This window comes from Cystobacter fuscus, from assembly GCF_002305875.1.
GTDB lineage: Bacteria > Myxococcota > Myxococcia > Myxococcales > Myxococcaceae > Cystobacter > Cystobacter fuscus_A.
The window spans coordinates 2,843,363-2,861,284 of record NZ_CP022098.1 but is presented as its reverse complement, the minus strand read 5'-3'; the positions used below and the strand labels follow the sequence as shown (position 1 = coordinate 2,861,284).

The following is a 17,922-nucleotide window of genomic DNA, read 5'->3' as shown; positions in this document are numbered from 1 at the left end:
GGTGGAAGGCGCGGATTATGTCGCGAACCGGAGGTATTCCGGGGTTCCCCAGCCCCCCCCCGGCGCCCACCCGACACGTCTCGACACGGAGAGCGACCAGGCGGGCGCTTCCCATAACGGGCCCCTCACGACCAGCGCACCTCGTAATCGACGTCGAGCACGCCCCGGCGCTCGCCGCGCACCTGGATGTCGCGGGCCGAGGAGAGCTCGATCGCGGCGGTGATCATCCCCTCGTTGTACTGCAGGGGCATGAAGTCCCGGCGCGCCAGCAACCGGGCGTGCCCTTCTTCCAGTATCTCCAACGAGCGCTCGCCGTAGCTCAGCGACGCCCGGCACCCATTGGGGATGGCGGCGAGCACCCGCCCGGGGTCGTGGCCGGCAAGCGCGAGCAGCGTCTTGCCCACGGTGGACTGGGCGAAGTCCGTCGTCGCGCGCCGCCCGAGCAGGTGCAGGACGGCCTCGGTGCCCCCATGCGTCGGGCCGAGCACTTCCGCGGCGAGGAAGACGGACCGCAGGAAGTCCGCGATGGGGTAGCTGAAGAAGTCCACGAACTTGCGCTCACCCGCGGCCGCGAGGCATCGGGCCCGCAGCGGCTCGCCGCCCAGGGAGCGCGCGGCGTCCAGCAGGCCGTTGAAGAACATGCCCCGGCAGGTGTCCGTGGGATGGGCCAACGCCACGAGTTGCTCCATTCCGGGATCAGAGGGGGACGAAGGGTGCACCGGCAAGGCTCCTGGGCACGTGGGGGGCGGCCCGCATTAGAGTGCAGATTCCGACCCTCGCGTCACGCCGTGCGGATGGAAGCGGCCGCTTCCAACCCCAACTCCACCACCGAAACTTCTCGCATCCGGAATTTCTGTACCTTTCCCGTCACGGTCATCGGGAACTCCTCCACGAGCTTCCAGTAGCGGGGAATCTTGAAGGTGGAGATGCGGCCCGTGCAGTAGCGGGTGAGCTCCTCGTGGGTGACGGTGGCGCCCGGCTTGAGCTTCACCCAGGCCATGACCTCCTCGCCGTACTTCTCGCTGGGCACGCCGATGACCTGGGCCTCGCTGATGACCGGATGGGTATGGAGGAACTCCTCCACCTCGCGAGGGTAGACGTTCTCGCCGCCGCGGATGATGAGATCCTTGATGCGGCCGACGATCTTCACGTAGCCCTCCTCGTCCAGGGTGGCCAGGTCACCGGTGTGCATCCAGCCGGCCTCGTCGATGGCCTGGCGGGTGGCCTCGGGGTTGTTCCAGTAGCCGAGCATCACGCTGTAGCCGCGCGTGCACAGCTCCCCGGGCGAGCCGCGCGGCACCACCCCGCCCGTCGCCGGATCGACGACCTTCACCTCCACGTGCGGGTGCACCCGGCCCACCGTGGTGACGCGCTTGTCGAGTGGATCATCCACCGCGCTCTGCGTGGACACGGGCGAGGTCTCCGTCATGCCGTAGCAGATGGTGACCTCGCGCATGTTCATGCGCGACTGCACCTGCTTCATCACCTCGATGGGGCACGGCGAGCCGGCCATGATGCCGGTGCGCAGCGTGGAGAAATCGAACTCACCGAACCGAGGATGATCCAGCTCGGCGATGAACATGGTGGGCACGCCGTAGAGCGCCGTGCAGCGCTCGGCCCCCACCGCCCGCATCACCGCGAGCGGCTCGAACGCCTCGCCCGGAATCACCAGCGTCGAGCCGTGGGACGAGCAGGCCAGGTTGCCCATCACCATGCCGAAGCAGTGGTAGAAGGGCACGGGCACGCACACCCGGTCCTCGGGCCCGAGCCGCAGCGTCTCGCCCACGAAGAAGCCATTGTTGAGCACGCTGTGGTGACTGAGCGTGGCCCCCTTGGGGAACCCCGTGGTGCCGGACGTGTATTGGATGTTGATGGGATCGTCGAACTGGAGCGAGGCCTCGCGCTCGGCGAGCGTGGCCTCGCTCACCTCGTCACCGCCCGTGCACAGCGCCTCCCAGTCGCTCTCCAGCATCAGCGCGAGGCGCAGCGCCGGGCAACGGGGCCGCACCTCGTCCAGGATCTGCCGGTAGTTCGCCTGACGGAACCCCCGGGCGAACAACAGCACCTCGGTGCCGGACTGGTTGAGCGCGTACTCCAGCTCCGCCGTCTTGTACGCCGGGTTGAGGTTCACGAGGATGGCACCCACGCGCGCCACCGCGTACTGCGTCACCACCCACTCGAAGCGGTTGGGGGACCAGAGCCCCACCCGGTCCCCCTTGCGCACCCCGAGCGCGAGCAGGCCCCGCGCCACCCGGCTGGTCTGCTCCCAGAACTCGCGCCACGTGGCCCGATAGCCCTGGGAGAGGACGACGAGCGCCTCGCGGTCACCCCAGCGCTCGACGGTGCGGCGCAGGTTCTGGCCGATGGTCTCGCCGAGCAACGGAGTCGTGCCGATACCGTGGACATAGGAAGGAGCGGGCATGGGCCGGGATGATGTTCGCGACACGGCGAGGCTCGCAAGGGCGACGTCCCACGCAATGGCTCCACCGCTTGACGCGTCAGGACAGGGCGGACCGGGGTTCACGCCCAGCGGGAGACGACATGGATTCACGGAGGATCGCGGGACTGGTGCTCTGCCTCATGGCCTCCACGGCCCCGGCACGGCCCCAGGCGGGCAAGCCCGAGTGGATGGCGCGCAGTGACGCCAATGCCCGGGTGCTGTTGGATCTCCTGGCGCGCTTCGACCCCGAGGACGCCTCGGCACTCGGCATGACCGGGCGGGACGAGCAGGTGATGGACCTGGGTCCCGGAGTGGCTGGGCGCAAGCGCGCCGCCATGACCCAGGCAAAGGCCACCCTGGAGCAGCGGCTCGAGGCGGAGAAGGATCCGAACGTCCGCCAGGATCTGCGCATCCTCGTGGACGCCGTGGACGAGGCCATCCAGGAGTCAACGCTCCAGGAGCGCTACCTGTTGCACTGGGTGGACGCACCCCAGGTGATGTTCCTCGGCCTGCGCGAGCTGCTCCAGGAGGACGTTCCCCCCGAGCGCCGCGCCCATGCCCTGTCCCGCTTGCGGCGCTACGTGGGACTGGAACCGGGCAGCACCCCGTTGACGCACCTGGCCCGGGCGCGCTTCGAGGAAGGGCTCGCCCACCCCGAGCGGCTCGGACCGGTGAAGCCCGCGCTGGAGCGGGCGATGAGCGAGGCCCCCACCTACGTGCGGGGCATCCGGGAGCTGTTCACGGAGTACAAGCTCGAGGGCGCCGAGCCCGCCCTGGCGGCGCTCGCGAAGCAGGTGGAGGAGGACGCGCGCTGGCGGCGCGAGGTGGTGCTGCCCCGGGCGCGCGAGGACGTCCGCCTGCCGCCCGAGCTGTATGCCTTCAAGCTGAGGCAGATGGGCATCGACCTGCCTCCCGAGCAACTGGTGCGCCGCGCGCAGGTGGCGTTCGTGGAGCTGCGCGCGCAGATGGCGGCCCTGGCGCCACTCGTGGCGAAGGCCCGGCGGCTGCCGGCCACGGACACGCTCGGTGTGCTGCGCGCGTTGAAGAAGGAGCAGTTGGGCCGGGAGCGGCTCGAGGGACACTACCGCGAGGTGCTCGGCGAGCTGGAGAAGTCGATCACGAAGCATCGGGTGGTGGAGCTGCCCCCGCGTCCGGTGGTGATGCGCATGGCCTCGGAGGCCGAGAGCGCCGCGCATCCCGCCCCCTACATGCAGCTACCCGACTTCGTGGGCGGGAGCGGAAGGCCGGGCCAGTTCGTGCTGTCGTTGGGCAGTTCGAAGGCAGGCGGCCAGGAGGGGCCCTCGGACGACTTCTCCTTCGGGGCGGCGGCCTGGAGCCTCTCCGCCCACGAGGGCCGCCCGGGGCATGAGCTCCAGTTCGCCGCCATGATGGAGCGGGGCGTGTCGCTCGCGCGGAGCCTGTTCGCCTTCAACTCCGTCAACGTCGAGGGCTGGGCGCTCTACGCCGAGGCGGAGATGCTCCCGTACGAGCCCCTCGACGGCCAGTTCATCGCCCTGCAGTTCCGCCTGTTGCGCGCGGCCCGCGCCATGCTCGATCCCATGCTCAACCTGGGACAGATTTCACCCGAGGAGGCCCTGCGCATCCTCACCGAGCAGGTGGGACTGTCCGTGCCCCTGGCCCGGCAGGAGATTGACCGATACACGTCCCGATCCCCGGGACAGGCGGGCAGCTACTTCTACGGGTACACGCGGCTGCTGGAGCTGCGCGCCGAGACCGAGCTCGCGCTCGGGACGAAGTTCGATCGCCAGGCCTTCAACACCTTCCTCGTCAACCAGGGGCTGCTGCCGCCGGAGCTGCTGGCCCGGGCCGTGCGCGAGGAGTTCATCCCCGCAGTCCTGGCGGCGCGCTCTCCAGCCAAATGAGCCGGGAGGCCAGGCCGTCACGGACATCCGCCGCGTACAGCCTGGTTCACTTCACGGACAGGGGTTGAAAGGTCACACCGTCGAGCCCCAAGCGCAGACAGGCATCGACAAACCGTTCGGTGCAGAGGATGACGGTAGAGAAGTCCTCCAGCCGGAAGACGTCCAGATCGTGGGGAAGGGTCGCGGCGTCCAGCAAGAGGGTTTCGGGCAAGCGAATACCACGGCGGCCACAGCGAGCGCAGAGCGGTTTGCGCTCCGGGGGCAGACAATCCGGGTGGAGCCGACCCACGGGGAGGAGTTCCAGTTCCAGCAACTCCGGCGAGGCATGCTGGCGGAAGCGCAATTGGGTTGGGCATCCCTTGAGACCGCGTAGACCCCCGGCCTGGAGTTTCTCCAGTGACTCACGACGAACCAGCAGCCACCAGGGAACCGGCGTGACAAACGACCCGAAGGAACCCCGTGCCTTTCCCATGAGCGGACCAAAGGAAGAACCCGGCTCCACAATGGCACCAGAAGGAAGCAGCGGGCGTACCATCTCACTCAGTCTTTCGTACTCCTCGATGGGCTCGGCTCGAGCGTCTTCGAAGTCAGCCATCTGGGAGACTGAAGTCAAATCCACCGAGGGGTATGTCTTGGAGCCGCCGCTCCAGGTGGCCTGACAGACAGGGCAGCAGAAGATGCCTGGAAGGCCCCATTTGTGCGCGCCGTCAACATCGCCCGTGTAGCGAGAGGACCGGTCCTGCTCGACTCTGAAATACTTCATACGCGCTTCCCTCAACTCAATCCTGGCAGAAGCGTGAAGGACTGACGGACACTCACAGACAGAAGCGGCGGAGCCAACGGGCCATGTTGCGATTTTCCAATAGCGAGGTGAGGCCAATCTTCTCCTCGGGGAAGTAGGGCTCCAGGAGGCGGGCGAGGGCCCTGAAGTGGGGCCGGCTGATGTGCTCGCGGATATCCATGGGGCTGGGCCACTCGCCCAGGGTGAGCAACAGACGCTCGCCTTCCAGGGACTCGAAGGAGACCTCGGGGAAAGGCAGTTCGCGGCGCAGCACCTCCAGGCCGCCGAGTTGGTTCAGCAGGGGCTGGCCCAGGAAGGTGAGCCAATAGGCGCCGCGGGCACCGGTGCCGATAACTCGGCTGGTCGTGCCGAGGTGGTAGAGGTCGAAGCCCCGGTAGCGATCAAGGAGGGGCAACAACTCCCTGCGGACCGAGTACCACTGCCCGCTAGGAGCAACGAAGGCCAGGCTGGCATAGCCAAAGCTGAAAGGCAGGTCGTGAGCTAGTTCGAGAGACAGGGCTCGGACCTTGTCCGCGCCGTGCTCCAGGAGATACTCCGTGGGCAGAGAGAAAGCGATGGCGCAGGCCGCTTTCTCGTCATTGAGGAGCTGGGAGTCAAGCTGGTAGCCGTCATACTCGAAGTTGTAGCCCCCCACCCCAATATCGAATTGCAATAATTGGACGTGACAGGCATGGGCCCTGGGACGATTCAGGATTTTTTCATTGATATACATCCAGCCCTGCTCATCCAGCAACTGCATGTCTCCCTGTTGATCCACATACCATCCCAGAGAACCAGAAGGGATGGCACGCAGATAGGTTTGCAGAGCAAGCCAGACCGTTTGAGCAATCTCCGGGTACCTGCGCCGCATGAAGAAGCACAGGATGAGACCGTCTCGGGCAGTGGGCTGCCCATCTATTCCACGCACTTTCACCACAGGGTAGCGCTCGCTCATTTGAAGATTCCCTTCGGAGACATCATCAGTGCCTTTCCACCGAAGGCGGCCCCATAGATTTCTCGCTGATCGGAACCCGCATAGACGCTCGTGTCTCCATATTGCGTCCACTTGGGCTCTCTGCCCGCGGGACAAGGAAACTTGAGGTCCAGGACCAGGATGGCCCGGAGAAGATGGCGGTCCGCGTGGAGGACGACGTCGGGCTTGATGGTGCCCCGCAGCTCTTCGGCACAGTCCGCATCGAGAAGGCGCTTCTCCTGCTCTCGGCTGACCGTCTCGAGGACCTTGGCATGGCGATAGAAACGATACCGCTGCTCGATGCTGAAGGGGCCGGGCCAGAGTTCTTTCAGGATGTCTTGCATACAAGCGAGGGCTCGGGCGTGCTTCAGATTGCCCAGTTCCATGGACTGGTAGATGGGCCTGCCACACCGGTCTACCCCCACCACCGCATTGCAGTCCGCAGCGGTTGGGGCGCCGTAGCCAAAGCGCTCGGCGTTGATGTCCCGCTCCGCTCGCTGGACACACTCCAGGAGGGCTGTCTCCAACCGACTGAGTTCCTCCTCGTCGTTCTGGAAAAAACCGAGGACCTCGGGAGCCAGAAGGCCAATCGTCGAGGCCGCGGCGACTGTGTGGAGACCACTACACCCGCCGCTCTCTTCAAGGCCGCGGCATGGCGCATGCGGCCTGCCGTCTCCGAGTCGAGGCGCAAGGCCCCACCGGAGAAGCCGGAGTGCCGGGGATGGGCCGCGCACGAGCCGAGCAGCGCGCAGCTCAGAAGCAGGAGGATGAACCGGGAACAGCCGAAGCGGAGCAAGGGCAGCATATAGGCTGTCAACAAACCATACGCGGTGAGCACGTGCGAAGAAGAAGTCGCATGACAGTGCATCCTCCCATGGTGGACTCGGCTCACAGGCAGAAGCGGCGGAGCCAACGGCCCATGTTGCGGTTGTCCAACAGAGAGGTCAGGCCGTTTGTCTCCGCGGGAAAGTAGGGCTCCAGGAGACGGGCGAGGGCCCTGAAGTGGGGTCGGACGATGTGCTCGCGGATATCCATGGGGCTGGGCCACTCGCCCAGGGTGAGGAGCAGGCGTTCGCCTTCCAGGGACTCGAAGGAGACCTCGGGGAAAGGCAGTTCGCGGCGCAGCACCTCCAGGCCACCGAGTTGGTTCAGCAGGGGCTGGCCCATGAAGGTGAGCCAATAGGCGCCACGGGCACCGGTGCCAATGACTCGGCTGGTCCTGCCGAGGCTGTAGAGGTCGAACCCCCAGTAACGCTCGAGGAGGGGCAGCAACTCCCTGCGGACCGAGTACCACTGCCCGCTGGGGGCAACGAAGGCCAGGCTGGCGTAGCCAAAGCTGAAGGGCAGATCGCGAGACAGTTCCAGGGCAAGAGTTCGGACCTTGTCCGCGCCGTGCTCCAGGAGATACTCCGTGGGCAGGGAGAAAGCGATGGCGCAGGCCGCTTTCTCGTCATAGTCACACAGGGGATCAATTTCGTAGCCATCATATTCGAAATTGTAGCCCCCCGCTCCAGACTCCAGCTGCAACAGTTCAACATGGCAAGCCTGAGCCCAAGGGCGATCCAGGATCTTCTCGCGGATATGCATCCAGCCCTGTTCATTCAACAGCAACGTGTCTCCCTCTGGAGATACGTACCAGGCCAGTGCTTCAGTGGGAATGGAACGCAAGTAGATCTGTAGAGAATGCCAGATTTTCTGAGCGATTTCCTTATGCTTGCGCCGCATGAAGAAGCACAGGATGAGACCATCTCGAACGGTGATTTGCCCATCTATTCCACGCACTTGCACCACAGGGTAGCGCTCGCTCATTCGAAGATCCCCTTTGGAGACAACATCAAGGATTTTCCGCCCAACGCTTCCTGGTAGATTCGATCCTGACTCGAACCGGCATAGGCACTCTTGTCACCATACTCCGTCCACTTGGGCTTCCCGCTTCCGGAGCAAGGGAACTTGAGATCCAGGATCAGGATGGCCTGGAGAAGATGGCGGTCCGCGTGGAGGACAACATCGGGCTTGATGGTGCCCCGTAGCTCTTCGGCACAGTCCGCATCGAGAAGGCGCTTCTCCTGCTCTCGGCTGACCGTCTCGAGGACCTTGGCATGGCGATAGAACCGATACCGCTGCTCGATGCTGAAGGGGCCGGGCCAGAGTTCTTTCAGGATGTCTTGCATACAAGCGAGGGCTCGGGCGTGCTTCAAGTTGCCCAGTTCCATGGACTGGTAGATGGGCCTGCCACACCGGTCTACCCCCACCACCGCATTGCAGTCCGCAGCGGTTGGGGCGCCGTAGCCAAAGCGCTCGGCGTTGATGTCCCGCTCCGCTCGCTGGACACACTCCAGGAGGGCTACCTCCAACCGACTGAGTTCCTCCTCATCGTTCTGGAAAAACCCGAGGACCTCGGGAGCCAGGAGGCCAATCGTCGAGGCCGCGGCGACTGTGGAGACCACTACACCCGCCGCTCTCTTCAAGGCCGCGGCATGGCGCATGCGGCCTGCCGTCTCCGAGTCGAGGCGCAAGGCCCCACCGGAGAAGCCGGAGTGCCGGGGATGGGCCGCGCACGAGCCGAGCAGCGCACAGCTCAGAAGCAGGAGGATGAACCGGGAACAGCCGGAGCGGACCGAAGGCAGCATGAGCGCCGAGAACGAACCACGGACGAAGAGGATGGCAAGAACGTTCCCGTCCACGATGGCGGACTGGGCCCAGGCTCGCGCCCTCAACTCCCCGATGCACTCGGCGCGGACAGGTCCGCGGACGAAGTCCTGTCCTCGGGATAGAGCACCTGCCTGCCGTGCAGTCGCGCGAAGGAAGTGAGCTTGTGCGGCTCGGCGCGGGTGCGGCTGGTGATGTGCAGCACCTCCACGCCCCGGGCGAACAGCGCGTCCGCCACGAGCGAACGGTGACACCGCCAGCGCACCGCCTCGGCGCACATGAGCGCCAGCGGCCCGTCCGGAGTCAGTTCCCTCAGTTCCTCGAGCCCCCGCGTGAACTCGTCCGTCAGCATGTAGTCGGCATAGCCTCGGAAGCTGGCGTTGCGCCACGCGCCGTTGGGTGAGTCCGCCCGCGCGCGCCGCAGTCCTCCGAGTCTCGCCAGGTGCACGTACCGGATGTCCGCCCGCGCGAGCGTCCGGGGCAACGTGTCCCGGTTGAACTGGGGATTCGTCCGCGAGCGGGGCACCGTGCGGATGTCCACGAGCGTCTGGATGTCATGCGCCTGGAGCAGCTCCACCAGCTCCTCCGCCGAGCGCGTGGAATGGCCCACCGTGTAGATGCGCGCCTTCGCCCAGCCCGGCGCCCTGCGTCTCGGTCGCTCCGTGTCCATCTCCTGGCCTTTCCCTGGCTCCAAGGTGGGCATGGGAAGGAACGATGAAAAGCAGGGGCTCGGTGAGGTGGCCGCCCGTCAGGACGTCCTGGGCGGCGCGCGGAAGACCCGGAACAGCAACAGCAACGAGGGGAAGATCAACGCGGCGCCCACCGCGAGCGCCATCAGCAGGACGCGCTGGGCCACGGGCGACGCCGCCGCCGACTGGAGGGTGAGGTCCGGCACCACGAGGTACGGGTACTGAGAGGCCGCCCACCCGGCGACGATGAGACCCACCTGCGCCGCGGCCGCCACGCGCGCCCACGCGAAGCGCCGGGTGAGCAGCAGCCCGAAGGCGAGCACCGCCACCACGGCCGTCGCCGCGTGCAGCGCCAGCGCATAAGACGAGGTCGTCAGCCCCACCCACACCCGGGGCGCTCCCCCTCGCGCGAGCACCAGCACTCCGAGCGCCGCCACGAACACCGCCACGCCCGCCCCCAGCGCCCGGCGCCGGAAGTCCTCCTGGAGCGCGGGCTCGTTCGTCTCCGCAGTGAGGTACACCGCCGCCAGGAAGGCGAACAGGCACAACGCGAACAGCCCCACCGCCAGCGCGAAGGGCGACAGCCATCCGGAGAACAGGGCGCGCTCCCCTCCTCCCAGCTCGCCCCCCGCCATGGCCCCCACGCACAGCCCGAGCAGCGCCGGCGACAACACGCTCGCCCCGCTGAAGACGAGCCCCCAGCGACGTTGCACCCGGTCCGCCCGCGCGTCGTAGGTGCGGAAGGTGAAGGCCGTGCCGCGGAACACGATGCCCAGCAGCAGCAACGTCAGCGGCACGTGCAGCGCCACCGACAGCGCCGCGAAGGCCCGGGGAAACGCCGAGAAGAGGATGACGACGGCGAGGATGAGCCAGACGTGGTTCACCTCCCACACCGGCCCGAGCGCCCGGGCGATCAACTCCCGCTGCTTCGCCTGGCGCGGCCCCGAGGCCAGCAAGTCCCACACCCCGCCCCCGAAGTCCGCGCCCCCGAAGAGCGCGTAGAGGACGAGGGCGGCCACCAACACACCTCCCAGCAGCAGTTCAGTGGGCATGGGCCACCTCGTGCGACTCGCGCCCGTGCGGCACCGTGCCCGACACCTGCCGTACCAGCAGGAACACCACCATGACGCCCAGGAAGAGGTAGACGAGCGTGAACGTCCAGAAGGGCACCGCCAGCGGGCCCACCGGCGTCACCGCGTCCGCCGTGCGCATCACCCCCCGGAGGATCCACGGCTGGCGGCCCCACTCGGTGACGAGCCACCCCGCCTCCATCGCCACCGCCCCGAGCGGCCCGCACACCAGCCACGCCCCCAGCATCCGCCGCCCGTCCGGCCAGGCTCCCTGGCGCCAGCGCAGCACGAGCGTCACCAGCGCCAGCAGCGCCATGGCGCCCCCCGCGCCCACCATCACCTGGAAGGCCAGGTGCACCTTGGTCACCGGAGGCCACTCGTCCCGGGGGAACTCCTCCAGCCCCTTCACCTCGGCGTTGGGATCGCTGAACGCCAGGAGCGACAGGCCCCGGGGCAGCTCGAGCGCGTAGCGCAGGGTGCCCGTCTCCATGTCCGGCAGGCCCCCCACGCTCAGGGGCGCGCCCCGCTGCGTCTCGAAGAGCGCCTCCGCCGCCGCGAGCTTCACCGGCTGCGCCCGGGCCACGTGCTCGGCGGACTGGTGGCCCACGAGCGGCTGCACCAGGGCGGACAGACATGCCAGCGGCAGTGCCACCGACAGCGCCTTGCGGTGGAAGGCCAGGCCCGGATGGCGCAGCAACACGAGCGCGTGGATGCCCACCATGGCGAAGGCACTCGCCTGGTAGCACGCGACGAGCGTGTGGGTCGTCTGGTGCACCCAGCCCGGGCTGAACATCGCCGCCACGGGGTCCACGTCCACCGGCCCCGTGGCCGTGAGCGTGAAGCCCACCGGATCATTCATGAAGGTGTTGACGAGCGTGACGAAGAAGGCACTCGCCGCGCCGCTCAGCGCCACCATCACCCCCGAGAAGAGGTGCAGCCCCGGCGAGATGCGATCGCGTCCGTACAGGTAGATGCCGAGGAACACCGCCTCGGTGAAGAAGGCCGTCCCCTCCAGCGCGAACGGCAGGCCGATGACCTCGCCCCAGGTACCCATGAAGCCAGGCCACAACAGCCCCAGCTCGAACGACAGCACCGTGCCGCTCACCGCCCCCACCGCGAACAGGATGGCCGTCCCCTTCGCCAGCTTCACGCTCAGCGCCGTGTAGTCCGGATCCCTCGTCCGCCGCGCCTTCAGGTCGCTGAGCACCATCAGCAGCGGCAGGGCGATGCCCGCGGCCGCGAAGAGGATGTGGAAGGCGAGGGACAGCCCCATCTGTGCGCGCGCGTAGAGCAGATCCATGTCATGGATGAATCTGTTTTATGCTCTATTATTACGCAATAATTAAAATTAATGACTACCCACGGATGAACAAGGGGCTCGCCCTCGGGTCGCGGGGCGGGTCGCGCCGCGCACGCTCGCCTGGAGCCCGGGCGGGAAGGTGGCCGCTGGAGTGCCTCGCGCCGTGCTCCCCGAAAGGCCGCGCGCTCCTCATCTTCCCGGGCATGGGTCAGACCTCTCGTTCATTGCGTGGAAGACTGCTGCTTGGCATGGGACTGCTGTGCGGGCTCGCCTCTCCGGCCTGGGCGCTGGAACAGCGCTATCCGGAGAAGAACGATACCCGCGAGCTGTCGGTGAGCACCCCCGCGGGCCAACCCCTGGGCAAGGGAATGCTCACCCAGTGGACCGAGGGGGAACGGCTCCACGTCCTGCTCACGTACGACTACAACGACGGACGGCGCATCGAGGAGCTCGCCATCTTCGCCCAGAAACCGGAGCTCGCCCAGGAGCGCTGGCGGTGGCGGGAGCTCAAGGGCGGCACGGCGACGCGGCAGTTCGACATCGACTTCGGCAGCGGGCGCGCCACGGGCACCCTCGTCAAGGACGGCAAGACGCGCCGCTACAACGAGAAGTTGAAGGTGGAGCCGGGCCGCACCTTCGCCGGCGTGGGCTTCGTCCTGGCCGCGAAGAACCTGATGCCGCGCCTGCGCCAGGGCGAGGACGTGAAGCTCCAGGCCCTCGCCACCACGCCCAAGCCACGCAAGGTCACGGTGACGCTCTCACGCGAAGGCACCCGGAACCTCACCATCGGCGGACGGACCCTCGACGCGGAGCACGTCATCATCCACCCGGAGATCGGCCTCGCCTCCCTCGTGGTGAAGGCGCCCAACACCGATCTCTACTTCACCGGCTCCGAACCGCCGGTGATGGTGGGCGGAGAGGGAACCCTGCTCGAGCCGGGAGACCCCGTGGTGCGCACCGGGATCCTCCCGAGGCAGAGCCCCGCGGCGGCACGTCGCCCCGCCCCGCGCGGCCGCTGAGGGGAGAGCGCCCCGCCCTCCATGCACCCGGGGCGGGGACGGCGGCCCCCTTACGGCTGCTGGGTCAGGGAGAACGACTGCGAGGGGCTGCCGTTGCAGGTGTATTGCACCAACTGGGTGCTGTCGGCGGAGCCCGTGGCGGTGAGGCACTTGCCGCTGTGGCGGCTGACGAAGCGGTAGGTCCCACCGGCCTCCGCCACGGGCTGCCACTGCTGGTTGTTGCCATTGCTGTAGACCCAGAGCTGGATCGGCGCGCCATCGGCCGTGGACACATCCGTCACGTCGAGCGTCTGGGCACTGTTGAGGCGGCTGTTGATGCGCACCTGGTCACCACTGGTCGGCTGGAATTGGAAGTGCTGCGCCTGGGTGCCATTGCAGGTGTATTGCTGGATGACGGTGCCATTCGCCGAGGCGGCGGACCTCGCGTCCACGCACTTGCCGGCGCCCAGGCCCACCACCGAATACCAGGCGGTCGGAGAGATCGGACCCGGAGAAGGGGGCGGCGTCCCTCCGCTCCCCCCCAGCCACTTCAGCCCGTCGAGGATGAACCGGTTCTGGATCGCACTGGCGAACGTCGACGACAGCGGCGTGTTGTTCGAGTAGTTCATCGCGTTGTGGCCGAAGTTCGCGTACAGCATCTTGTACTTCTTGTTCGTCCACAGGATGGGGTAGTCGCCGCTGTACCAGGACTGGTTCGGATCGGTGCCGAGCGGAAAGCTCACGGGGTCCACCGAGGCGAGCACCTGGATGTCCGCGTTGGAGCGCAGGTTGTTGCTCCAGCTGTACCACTCGCTCACCGCCGAGGTGAAGGTCGCCGGGAGGTTCACGGTCGACGCGTGCGTGCGGTTCTCCACCTTCAGCACGGCGGTGGTGGGGCCCCAGGTGTTCGACTGGAACGAGCCCGAGCCGAGGAACTGATGGTGGTACCAGCTCCAGTCCGCCGGGGAGGTGGTGAAGGCACTGACGTGGAATCCCATCCAGGCGCCCCCCGCCTGCATGTACTGCTGGAACGCGGAACGCTGGGCCGCGGTCTGCGGCAGGTCATCCAGGAACATCACGACCTGGTACTGGGCCAGCGTGGTGGCGTTGAGCTGATTCCAGTTGTTGGTGGCCGTATAGGAGAAGCCGTTCTGCGCGGCGAGCTGAGGGAACCAGAGGTTGGCCTCCCTGACGAAGTCGATGTGGGCCGCGTCCCAGGTGCCATTGTAGAAAGCCAGCACCTTGAAGCTCGGGGCGAGGCCGGGGACCTCGCGCCCCTCGGCCCGCCCCTCCCGCGGGAGCAACGCGAGGAAGCACACGACGAGCAGCACGAGCGGGTGCGAGACCCGATTGTTCTTCATGTCTGGAGTCATCCGCGGAGCCTTCCGATTCTCTGCGCGATCGACGGGGCGACGGACGACACGGCACCCGGTGTCCATCCCGCAGGGTGTACCCGTGTCCCTGGATGGGATCGGGCACACCCTTGACTACCCCAGGATGGCTCGGACCAGCAATATTCCCGCTTTAATTCTTTTTCCTGGGACGGCTGGAAGTCCGGGCTGTCCTTTTTCATGAGGGCACTTCCGGATGGAGGTGCCCGGTCCGCAGCGTTCGCACCCACCCGTCCCCGGAGAACCCTCCACCATGATCTCGTCCCCCACGCGGCTCCTCTCGTTGTCCCTGCTCACCCTCGCGCTCGCCACCACCGGATGTGGCGGCACCGAGATGGAGATGGAGGACGTGGCGCCCCAGGTTTCGGAGGAAACCGCCACCGCGGAGTCCGCGGCCTGCACGGACTACTGCGACAACTGTGTGTTGTTCGCCCGGTGCAGGGCGCCCAACCTCCCGTATGGGTTGACCTATTGGAGCGACAAGGTCGCGGTGATCAACAGCAACCACGCCCACGTGGGTTGTGTGGCGATGATCCCCACGTCGCACGTGTACGGGCACGCCGCCTTCGTCGCGGATGTGGACACCGCCCCCAGTCCCAACCGCATCACCCTGCGTGAGGCCAACTGGACCCCCAACGCCTGCACCTCGCGCACCGGCACCAAGGACGGCCTGAACATCCGCAACTTCTGGTGCCCCGCGGGCGTTCACACCGCCAAGTGCGCGGGTCCGATGTAAGCACCCCCCACGCAACAACGTTGCTCCTCCGCCGTCCGCGAAGCATCGCGGGCGTCGGTTGTCGTGAGGGCCGCTTCCTGGCGGTTGCGCATCGCGCGGGAAAAAATCGGGTGAAACCCAGAAAAGTAGTTTACCCCACCAGCCCGGCGAGCATTTAGTGCGGCGCGAGAAAGGAAGAACCCCTTATGTTTTCCATTCGCCGCCCTCGTCGTGGATTCGTCGCACGCGCCGTCCTCCCCGCCGCCGTGATGTTGCTGTCCGCCTGCGGCGCGAGCACGTCGGAAGAAGAAGCGCTTGGGCAGACCCGGGGAGCGCTCGCGGGCAGCGCTGGTTCGGCCGCGTTCCGCGCCGCCCTCGCCAAGCGCTGGGCCCCCATCCACTACCAGGACGTGGACGTGACGGGCTCGCATGGAATCAGCGGCAAGGCCGACTACATCACCCGGGTCGACTTCGACGGGGACTGGAGCGGCACGAACAACTGGGACAACGCCGCGTCCAGGGCGCTCCCCGCCTATGCCTACCAGTCCGTCGTGGAGACGAGCTCGCACTGGTACATCGTCTATACGTTCTTCCACCCGCGCGACTGGTTCGACTCCATCTTCGACTCGGAGCACGAGAACGACGGCGAGGGCGTGCTGCTCATCGTGGAGCGCAATGGCACGGAGTACGGCTCGCTCGTGGGCGCCGTGACCGTGGCGCACAAGGACTTCTTCTCGTACACGCCGGACGGCAGTCCGCTCACCTCGGGCGCGGAGTCGCTCGACGGCAAGCTGTCCACCGCGGACTTCGAGGGCGTCCAGCACCCCATCACCGCCCAGGAGGCCAAGGGCCACGGGCTCAAGGCCTGGCCGTACTACGACATCAACGGCGATGGCGTGAAGTACTACCCCTCGCTGACCACCGCCGAGGAGCCCTCGTCGGCCACCGACTCGGACGTGCGCTACAAGCTCATCGACATCTACGGCTCCGAGGGGTTGTGGACGCGCCGCTCCCTGTCCGAGCTGTTCGCCTCCGATGGCACGTTCCGCGGCGACACCAGCGGGGGCTGCGGCTACATCGCGGGTCAGTGCGGAACCAACTCGGCGAACGCGCCCTGGGGCTGGGACGACGGGGATGACGGCGCCGTCGCGCGGGGTGAGATCGCCACGGATCCGGCGAAGCTCGCGGCGATCTACTTCAGCCCGTCCTCACGCTTCGCCACGACGTACACGTTCAACCCCTTCAAGGGCCTGGGGGATCCGAACGCCCCCTGAGCGCTCGCGCCCCGCTCAGTTCGTCGCGGGCTGCTCGGCCCCGTCGTCGTCCGCCCCCTCGTCCTCGAACTCCGGCTCGCGCGGCGCGTCCACCAGGGCGCCGAGCGGGTAGATGACGAGGTGGCGCTGGGGCTCGCTGCCGTGGCTGACCGCCTCCAGGTGGTAGCGCGACACGAGCCGGTGCTGGAGCTTGCGCAGCCGCGGAGGTCTCGGGGCCAGCGGCACCACCACCGACTCCCGCAGGACACGCTGGATGGCCTCCTCGGCCTCCAGCACCGCCTCGCGCACCCGCTCCTCGTTCTCCCCCTCGGCCAGCAGGAACGCGTCGCGCAACACCCGCCGCATCTCCGACGCGCTGTTGCGCTTGATGGCCAGCACCGGCACCCCCGCCTTGCCCGCGAGCTTGCGCAGCTTCGGATCATTGGCCCGCGAGCGCAGCGTGAGGATGAGGTCCGCGCTCTCCAGGCGCCCGATGACCTTCGCGTCCACCGCGATGTCGCGCAGCACCCGCTCGAGCAGATCGCGGCTCACCGCGTGCGCGTACAAGCGCGTGGTGCCCTGACGCAGCCCCGGCTGTCTGCTCCCCGCCTCCTCCCGTGAGGAGGGCTCGAGGGCCGGGGCCTCTGGCGCGGCGGGCCGGCCCTTGCCCGAGGCGAGCCGGGACGGAGCGGCGAGCGGACGGATCGGCGGAGGGGGCGGCCGGGCCTGCGATGGGGCGCCCCGGACCGACCGGGGGCTGTCCACCGGGGAGGCCGGCGTCACCTCCACCTGTCCCCCGACGAGCTGGCGCTGCTCGCCTCCGGGGACCTCGCCGGCGAGCAGCCGATCCACGGCCTCGGCGGTATCGCGGTGCACCCGCACCTCGTCGCGGCTCACCATCTCCACCACCACGTCGAAGGTGGGTGGCCCCTTGCGCTCGGTGATCGTCTTCTGCGTGTGGCGGCGCCGGGCCTCCTCGTCGCTGAGCGTGACGGTGTGCACGCCGCCGACGAGGTCGGACAGCGTGGGGTTGAGCACCAGGTTCTCCAAGGTGTTGCCGTGGGCCGTCGCCACCAGCTGCACGCCGCGCTCGGCGATGGTGCGCGCCGCGGCGGCCTCGGCCGAGGTGCCAATCTCATCGACGATGATGGCCTCGGGCATGTGGTTCTCCACCGCCTCGATCATCACGTCGTGCTGGCGATCCGGCCGAGACACCTGCATGCGACGCGCGCCGCCGATGCCCGGGTGGGGAATGTCGCCATCGCCGCCAATCTCGTTGGAGGTGTCCACCACCATGACGCGCTTGCCCAGGTCATCGGCGAGCACGCGCGCCACCTCGCGCAGCTTCGTCGTCTTGCCCACCCCGGGCCGGCCGAGCAGCAGGATGTTCTGGCCCGAGGCGATGAGATCCTTGAGCATGTCGATGGTGCCGAAGATGGCGCGGCCCACGCGCAGCGTGAGGCCCACCACCTTGCCCCGCCGGTTGCGGATGGCGGAGACGCGGTGGAGCGTGCGCTCGATGCCGGCGCGGTTGTCCTCGCCCACGCTGCCCACCTGGGCGATCACCTGCTCCAGCTCCTTGCGGGTGACGGGGGCTTCGGACAGCCTGGCCACGCCCCCGACGAGGCGCGCCTCGGGCGGGCGGCCCAGGTCCATCACCACCTCGAGCACCTCGCCGGGTGGCAGCTCCCGGACCGCGTCCTGCAGGGCCTCGGGAAGCACGCCCACGAGGAGAAGGAAGTCATCAGGAGGAACGGTGGCACGTGGACTCATGACGCCC

General features: G+C 67.6%; 16 protein-coding genes. 5 read left to right on the top strand and 11 right to left on the bottom strand.

The features are described from left to right. Positions 1 to 125: 125 nt before the first annotated feature. Both CYFUS_RS11860 and CYFUS_RS11855 read right to left on the bottom strand, forming a co-directional pair. Positions 126 to 677: a DUF2378 family protein gene (locus CYFUS_RS11860; protein ID WP_157758393.1), complete on the bottom strand. Its 552-nt coding sequence runs from the start codon at positions 675 to 677 to the stop codon at positions 126 to 128. A gap of 104 nt (positions 678 to 781) precedes the next feature. Further along, the gene (locus CYFUS_RS11855; protein WP_095985320.1) at positions 782 to 2,422 is read right to left on the bottom strand and encodes an AMP-binding protein; all 1,641 of its coding nucleotides are present in this window, start codon (positions 2,420 to 2,422) and stop codon (positions 782 to 784) included. 119 nt (positions 2,423 to 2,541) lie between these two features. Here CYFUS_RS11855 and CYFUS_RS11850 point away from each other — a divergent pair, with 119 nt between their 5' ends. Then, a complete protein-coding gene (locus tag CYFUS_RS11850; RefSeq protein WP_095985319.1) occupies positions 2,542 to 4,323 on the top strand; it encodes a DUF885 domain-containing protein in 1,782 nt (593 codons plus the stop codon). 46 nt (positions 4,324 to 4,369) lie between these two features. Here CYFUS_RS11850 and CYFUS_RS11845 read toward each other — a convergent pair whose 3' ends face one another. Next, on the bottom strand, positions 4,370 to 5,086 hold the full coding sequence (locus CYFUS_RS11845; RefSeq protein ID WP_095985318.1) for a double-CXXCG motif protein: 717 nt from the start codon (positions 5,084 to 5,086) through the stop codon (positions 4,370 to 4,372). A gap of 52 nt (positions 5,087 to 5,138) precedes the next feature. Then, positions 5,139 to 6,059, bottom strand: a complete 921-nt coding sequence (locus tag CYFUS_RS11840; RefSeq protein ID WP_232537508.1) for a type VI immunity family protein — start codon at positions 6,057 to 6,059, stop codon at positions 5,139 to 5,141. A 173-nt stretch (positions 6,060 to 6,232) separates the two neighbouring features. Here CYFUS_RS11840 and CYFUS_RS50525 point away from each other — a divergent pair, with 173 nt between their 5' ends. Beyond that, on the top strand, positions 6,233 to 6,886 hold the full coding sequence (locus tag CYFUS_RS50525) for a hypothetical protein (protein ID WP_157758392.1): 654 nt from the start codon (positions 6,233 to 6,235) through the stop codon (positions 6,884 to 6,886). Between the two features lie 79 nt (positions 6,887 to 6,965). Here the strand turns inward: CYFUS_RS50525 and CYFUS_RS11830 are convergent, their stop codons facing one another. The 5 genes from CYFUS_RS11830 to CYFUS_RS11810 form a co-directional block, all read right to left on the bottom strand. Then, positions 6,966 to 7,886 carry a type VI immunity family protein gene (locus CYFUS_RS11830; protein WP_232537507.1) on the bottom strand — a complete coding sequence of 307 codons (921 nt, stop codon included), beginning with the start codon at positions 7,884 to 7,886 and terminating at the stop codon, positions 6,966 to 6,968. Then, positions 7,883 to 8,761, bottom strand: coding sequence for a hypothetical protein (locus CYFUS_RS11825; RefSeq protein ID WP_232537506.1), 879 nt, complete (start codon positions 8,759 to 8,761; stop codon positions 7,883 to 7,885). The genes CYFUS_RS11830 and CYFUS_RS11825 overlap by 4 nt, the downstream gene beginning before the upstream one ends. Before the next feature lie 29 nt (positions 8,762 to 8,790). Further along, the gene (locus CYFUS_RS11820) at positions 8,791 to 9,396 is read right to left on the bottom strand and encodes a DUF488 family protein (protein WP_198316551.1); all 606 of its coding nucleotides are present in this window, start codon (positions 9,394 to 9,396) and stop codon (positions 8,791 to 8,793) included. A gap of 78 nt (positions 9,397 to 9,474) precedes the next feature. Continuing rightward, positions 9,475 to 10,467, bottom strand: coding sequence for a cytochrome d ubiquinol oxidase subunit II (locus tag CYFUS_RS11815; protein ID WP_095985317.1), 993 nt, complete (start codon positions 10,465 to 10,467; stop codon positions 9,475 to 9,477). Next, entirely contained in the window at positions 10,457 to 11,785 is a 1,329-nt protein-coding gene (locus tag CYFUS_RS11810; RefSeq protein WP_198316550.1) for a cytochrome ubiquinol oxidase subunit I, read from the bottom strand. The genes CYFUS_RS11815 and CYFUS_RS11810 overlap by 11 nt, the downstream gene beginning before the upstream one ends. Before the next feature lie 248 nt (positions 11,786 to 12,033). Between CYFUS_RS11810 and CYFUS_RS11805 the strand changes: the two genes are divergently transcribed. Next, entirely contained in the window at positions 12,034 to 12,804 is a 771-nt protein-coding gene (locus tag CYFUS_RS11805; RefSeq protein WP_095985315.1) for a hypothetical protein, read from the top strand. Positions 12,805 to 12,854: 50 nt separating this feature from the next. Here CYFUS_RS11805 and CYFUS_RS11800 read toward each other — a convergent pair whose 3' ends face one another. Further along, positions 12,855 to 14,144: a ThuA domain-containing protein gene (locus CYFUS_RS11800; protein WP_232537505.1), complete on the bottom strand. Its 1,290-nt coding sequence runs from the start codon at positions 14,142 to 14,144 to the stop codon at positions 12,855 to 12,857. A 283-nt stretch (positions 14,145 to 14,427) separates the two neighbouring features. On the opposite strand from CYFUS_RS11800, the gene CYFUS_RS11795 reads away from it, so the two are divergent. Both CYFUS_RS11795 and CYFUS_RS11790 read left to right on the top strand, forming a co-directional pair. Continuing rightward, positions 14,428 to 14,910, top strand: a complete 483-nt coding sequence (locus CYFUS_RS11795; protein WP_095991954.1) for a hypothetical protein — start codon at positions 14,428 to 14,430, stop codon at positions 14,908 to 14,910. Positions 14,911 to 15,095: 185 nt separating this feature from the next. After that, a complete protein-coding gene (locus CYFUS_RS11790; RefSeq protein WP_095985313.1) occupies positions 15,096 to 16,163 on the top strand; it encodes a hypothetical protein in 1,068 nt (355 codons plus the stop codon). A 15-nt stretch (positions 16,164 to 16,178) separates the two neighbouring features. On the opposite strand, the gene CYFUS_RS53860 is transcribed toward CYFUS_RS11790, so the two are convergent. After that, positions 16,179 to 17,915 carry a R3H domain-containing nucleic acid-binding protein gene (locus tag CYFUS_RS53860; RefSeq protein ID WP_095985312.1) on the bottom strand — a complete coding sequence of 579 codons (1,737 nt, stop codon included), beginning with the start codon at positions 17,913 to 17,915 and terminating at the stop codon, positions 16,179 to 16,181. Between the last annotated feature and the right edge of the window lie 7 nt (positions 17,916 to 17,922).

Bases quoted from the DNA above. Each gene is read 5' to 3' on its own strand.
- CYFUS_RS11855 (WP_095985320.1), bottom strand. From the start codon at position 2,422: ATGCCCGCTCCTTCCTATGTCCACGGTATCGGCACGACTCCGTTGCTC.
- CYFUS_RS11790 (WP_095985313.1), top strand. From the start codon at position 15,096: ATGTTTTCCATTCGCCGCCCTCGTCGTGGATTCGTCGCACGCGCCGTC.
- CYFUS_RS11845 (WP_095985318.1), bottom strand. From the start codon at position 5,086: ATGAAGTATTTCAGAGTCGAGCAGGACCGGTCCTCTCGCTACACGGGC.
- CYFUS_RS11820 (WP_198316551.1), bottom strand. From the start codon at position 9,396: ATGGACACGGAGCGACCGAGACGCAGGGCGCCGGGCTGGGCGAAGGCG.
- CYFUS_RS11815 (WP_095985317.1), bottom strand. From the start codon at position 10,467: ATGCCCACTGAACTGCTGCTGGGAGGTGTGTTGGTGGCCGCCCTCGTC.
- CYFUS_RS11795 (WP_095991954.1), top strand. From the start codon at position 14,428: ATGATCTCGTCCCCCACGCGGCTCCTCTCGTTGTCCCTGCTCACCCTC.
- CYFUS_RS11800 (WP_232537505.1), bottom strand. From the start codon at position 14,144: ATGAAGAACAATCGGGTCTCGCACCCGCTCGTGCTGCTCGTCGTGTGC.
- CYFUS_RS11850 (WP_095985319.1), top strand. From the start codon at position 2,542: ATGGATTCACGGAGGATCGCGGGACTGGTGCTCTGCCTCATGGCCTCC.
- CYFUS_RS11805 (WP_095985315.1), top strand. From the start codon at position 12,034: ATGGGACTGCTGTGCGGGCTCGCCTCTCCGGCCTGGGCGCTGGAACAG.
- CYFUS_RS50525 (WP_157758392.1), top strand. From the start codon at position 6,233: ATGGCGGTCCGCGTGGAGGACGACGTCGGGCTTGATGGTGCCCCGCAG.
- CYFUS_RS11840 (WP_232537508.1), bottom strand. From the start codon at position 6,059: ATGAGCGAGCGCTACCCTGTGGTGAAAGTGCGTGGAATAGATGGGCAG.
- CYFUS_RS53860 (WP_095985312.1), bottom strand. From the start codon at position 17,915: ATGAGTCCACGTGCCACCGTTCCTCCTGATGACTTCCTTCTCCTCGTG.
- CYFUS_RS11810 (WP_198316550.1), bottom strand. From the start codon at position 11,785: ATGGATCTGCTCTACGCGCGCGCACAGATGGGGCTGTCCCTCGCCTTC.
- CYFUS_RS11830 (WP_232537507.1), bottom strand. From the start codon at position 7,886: ATGAGCGAGCGCTACCCTGTGGTGCAAGTGCGTGGAATAGATGGGCAA.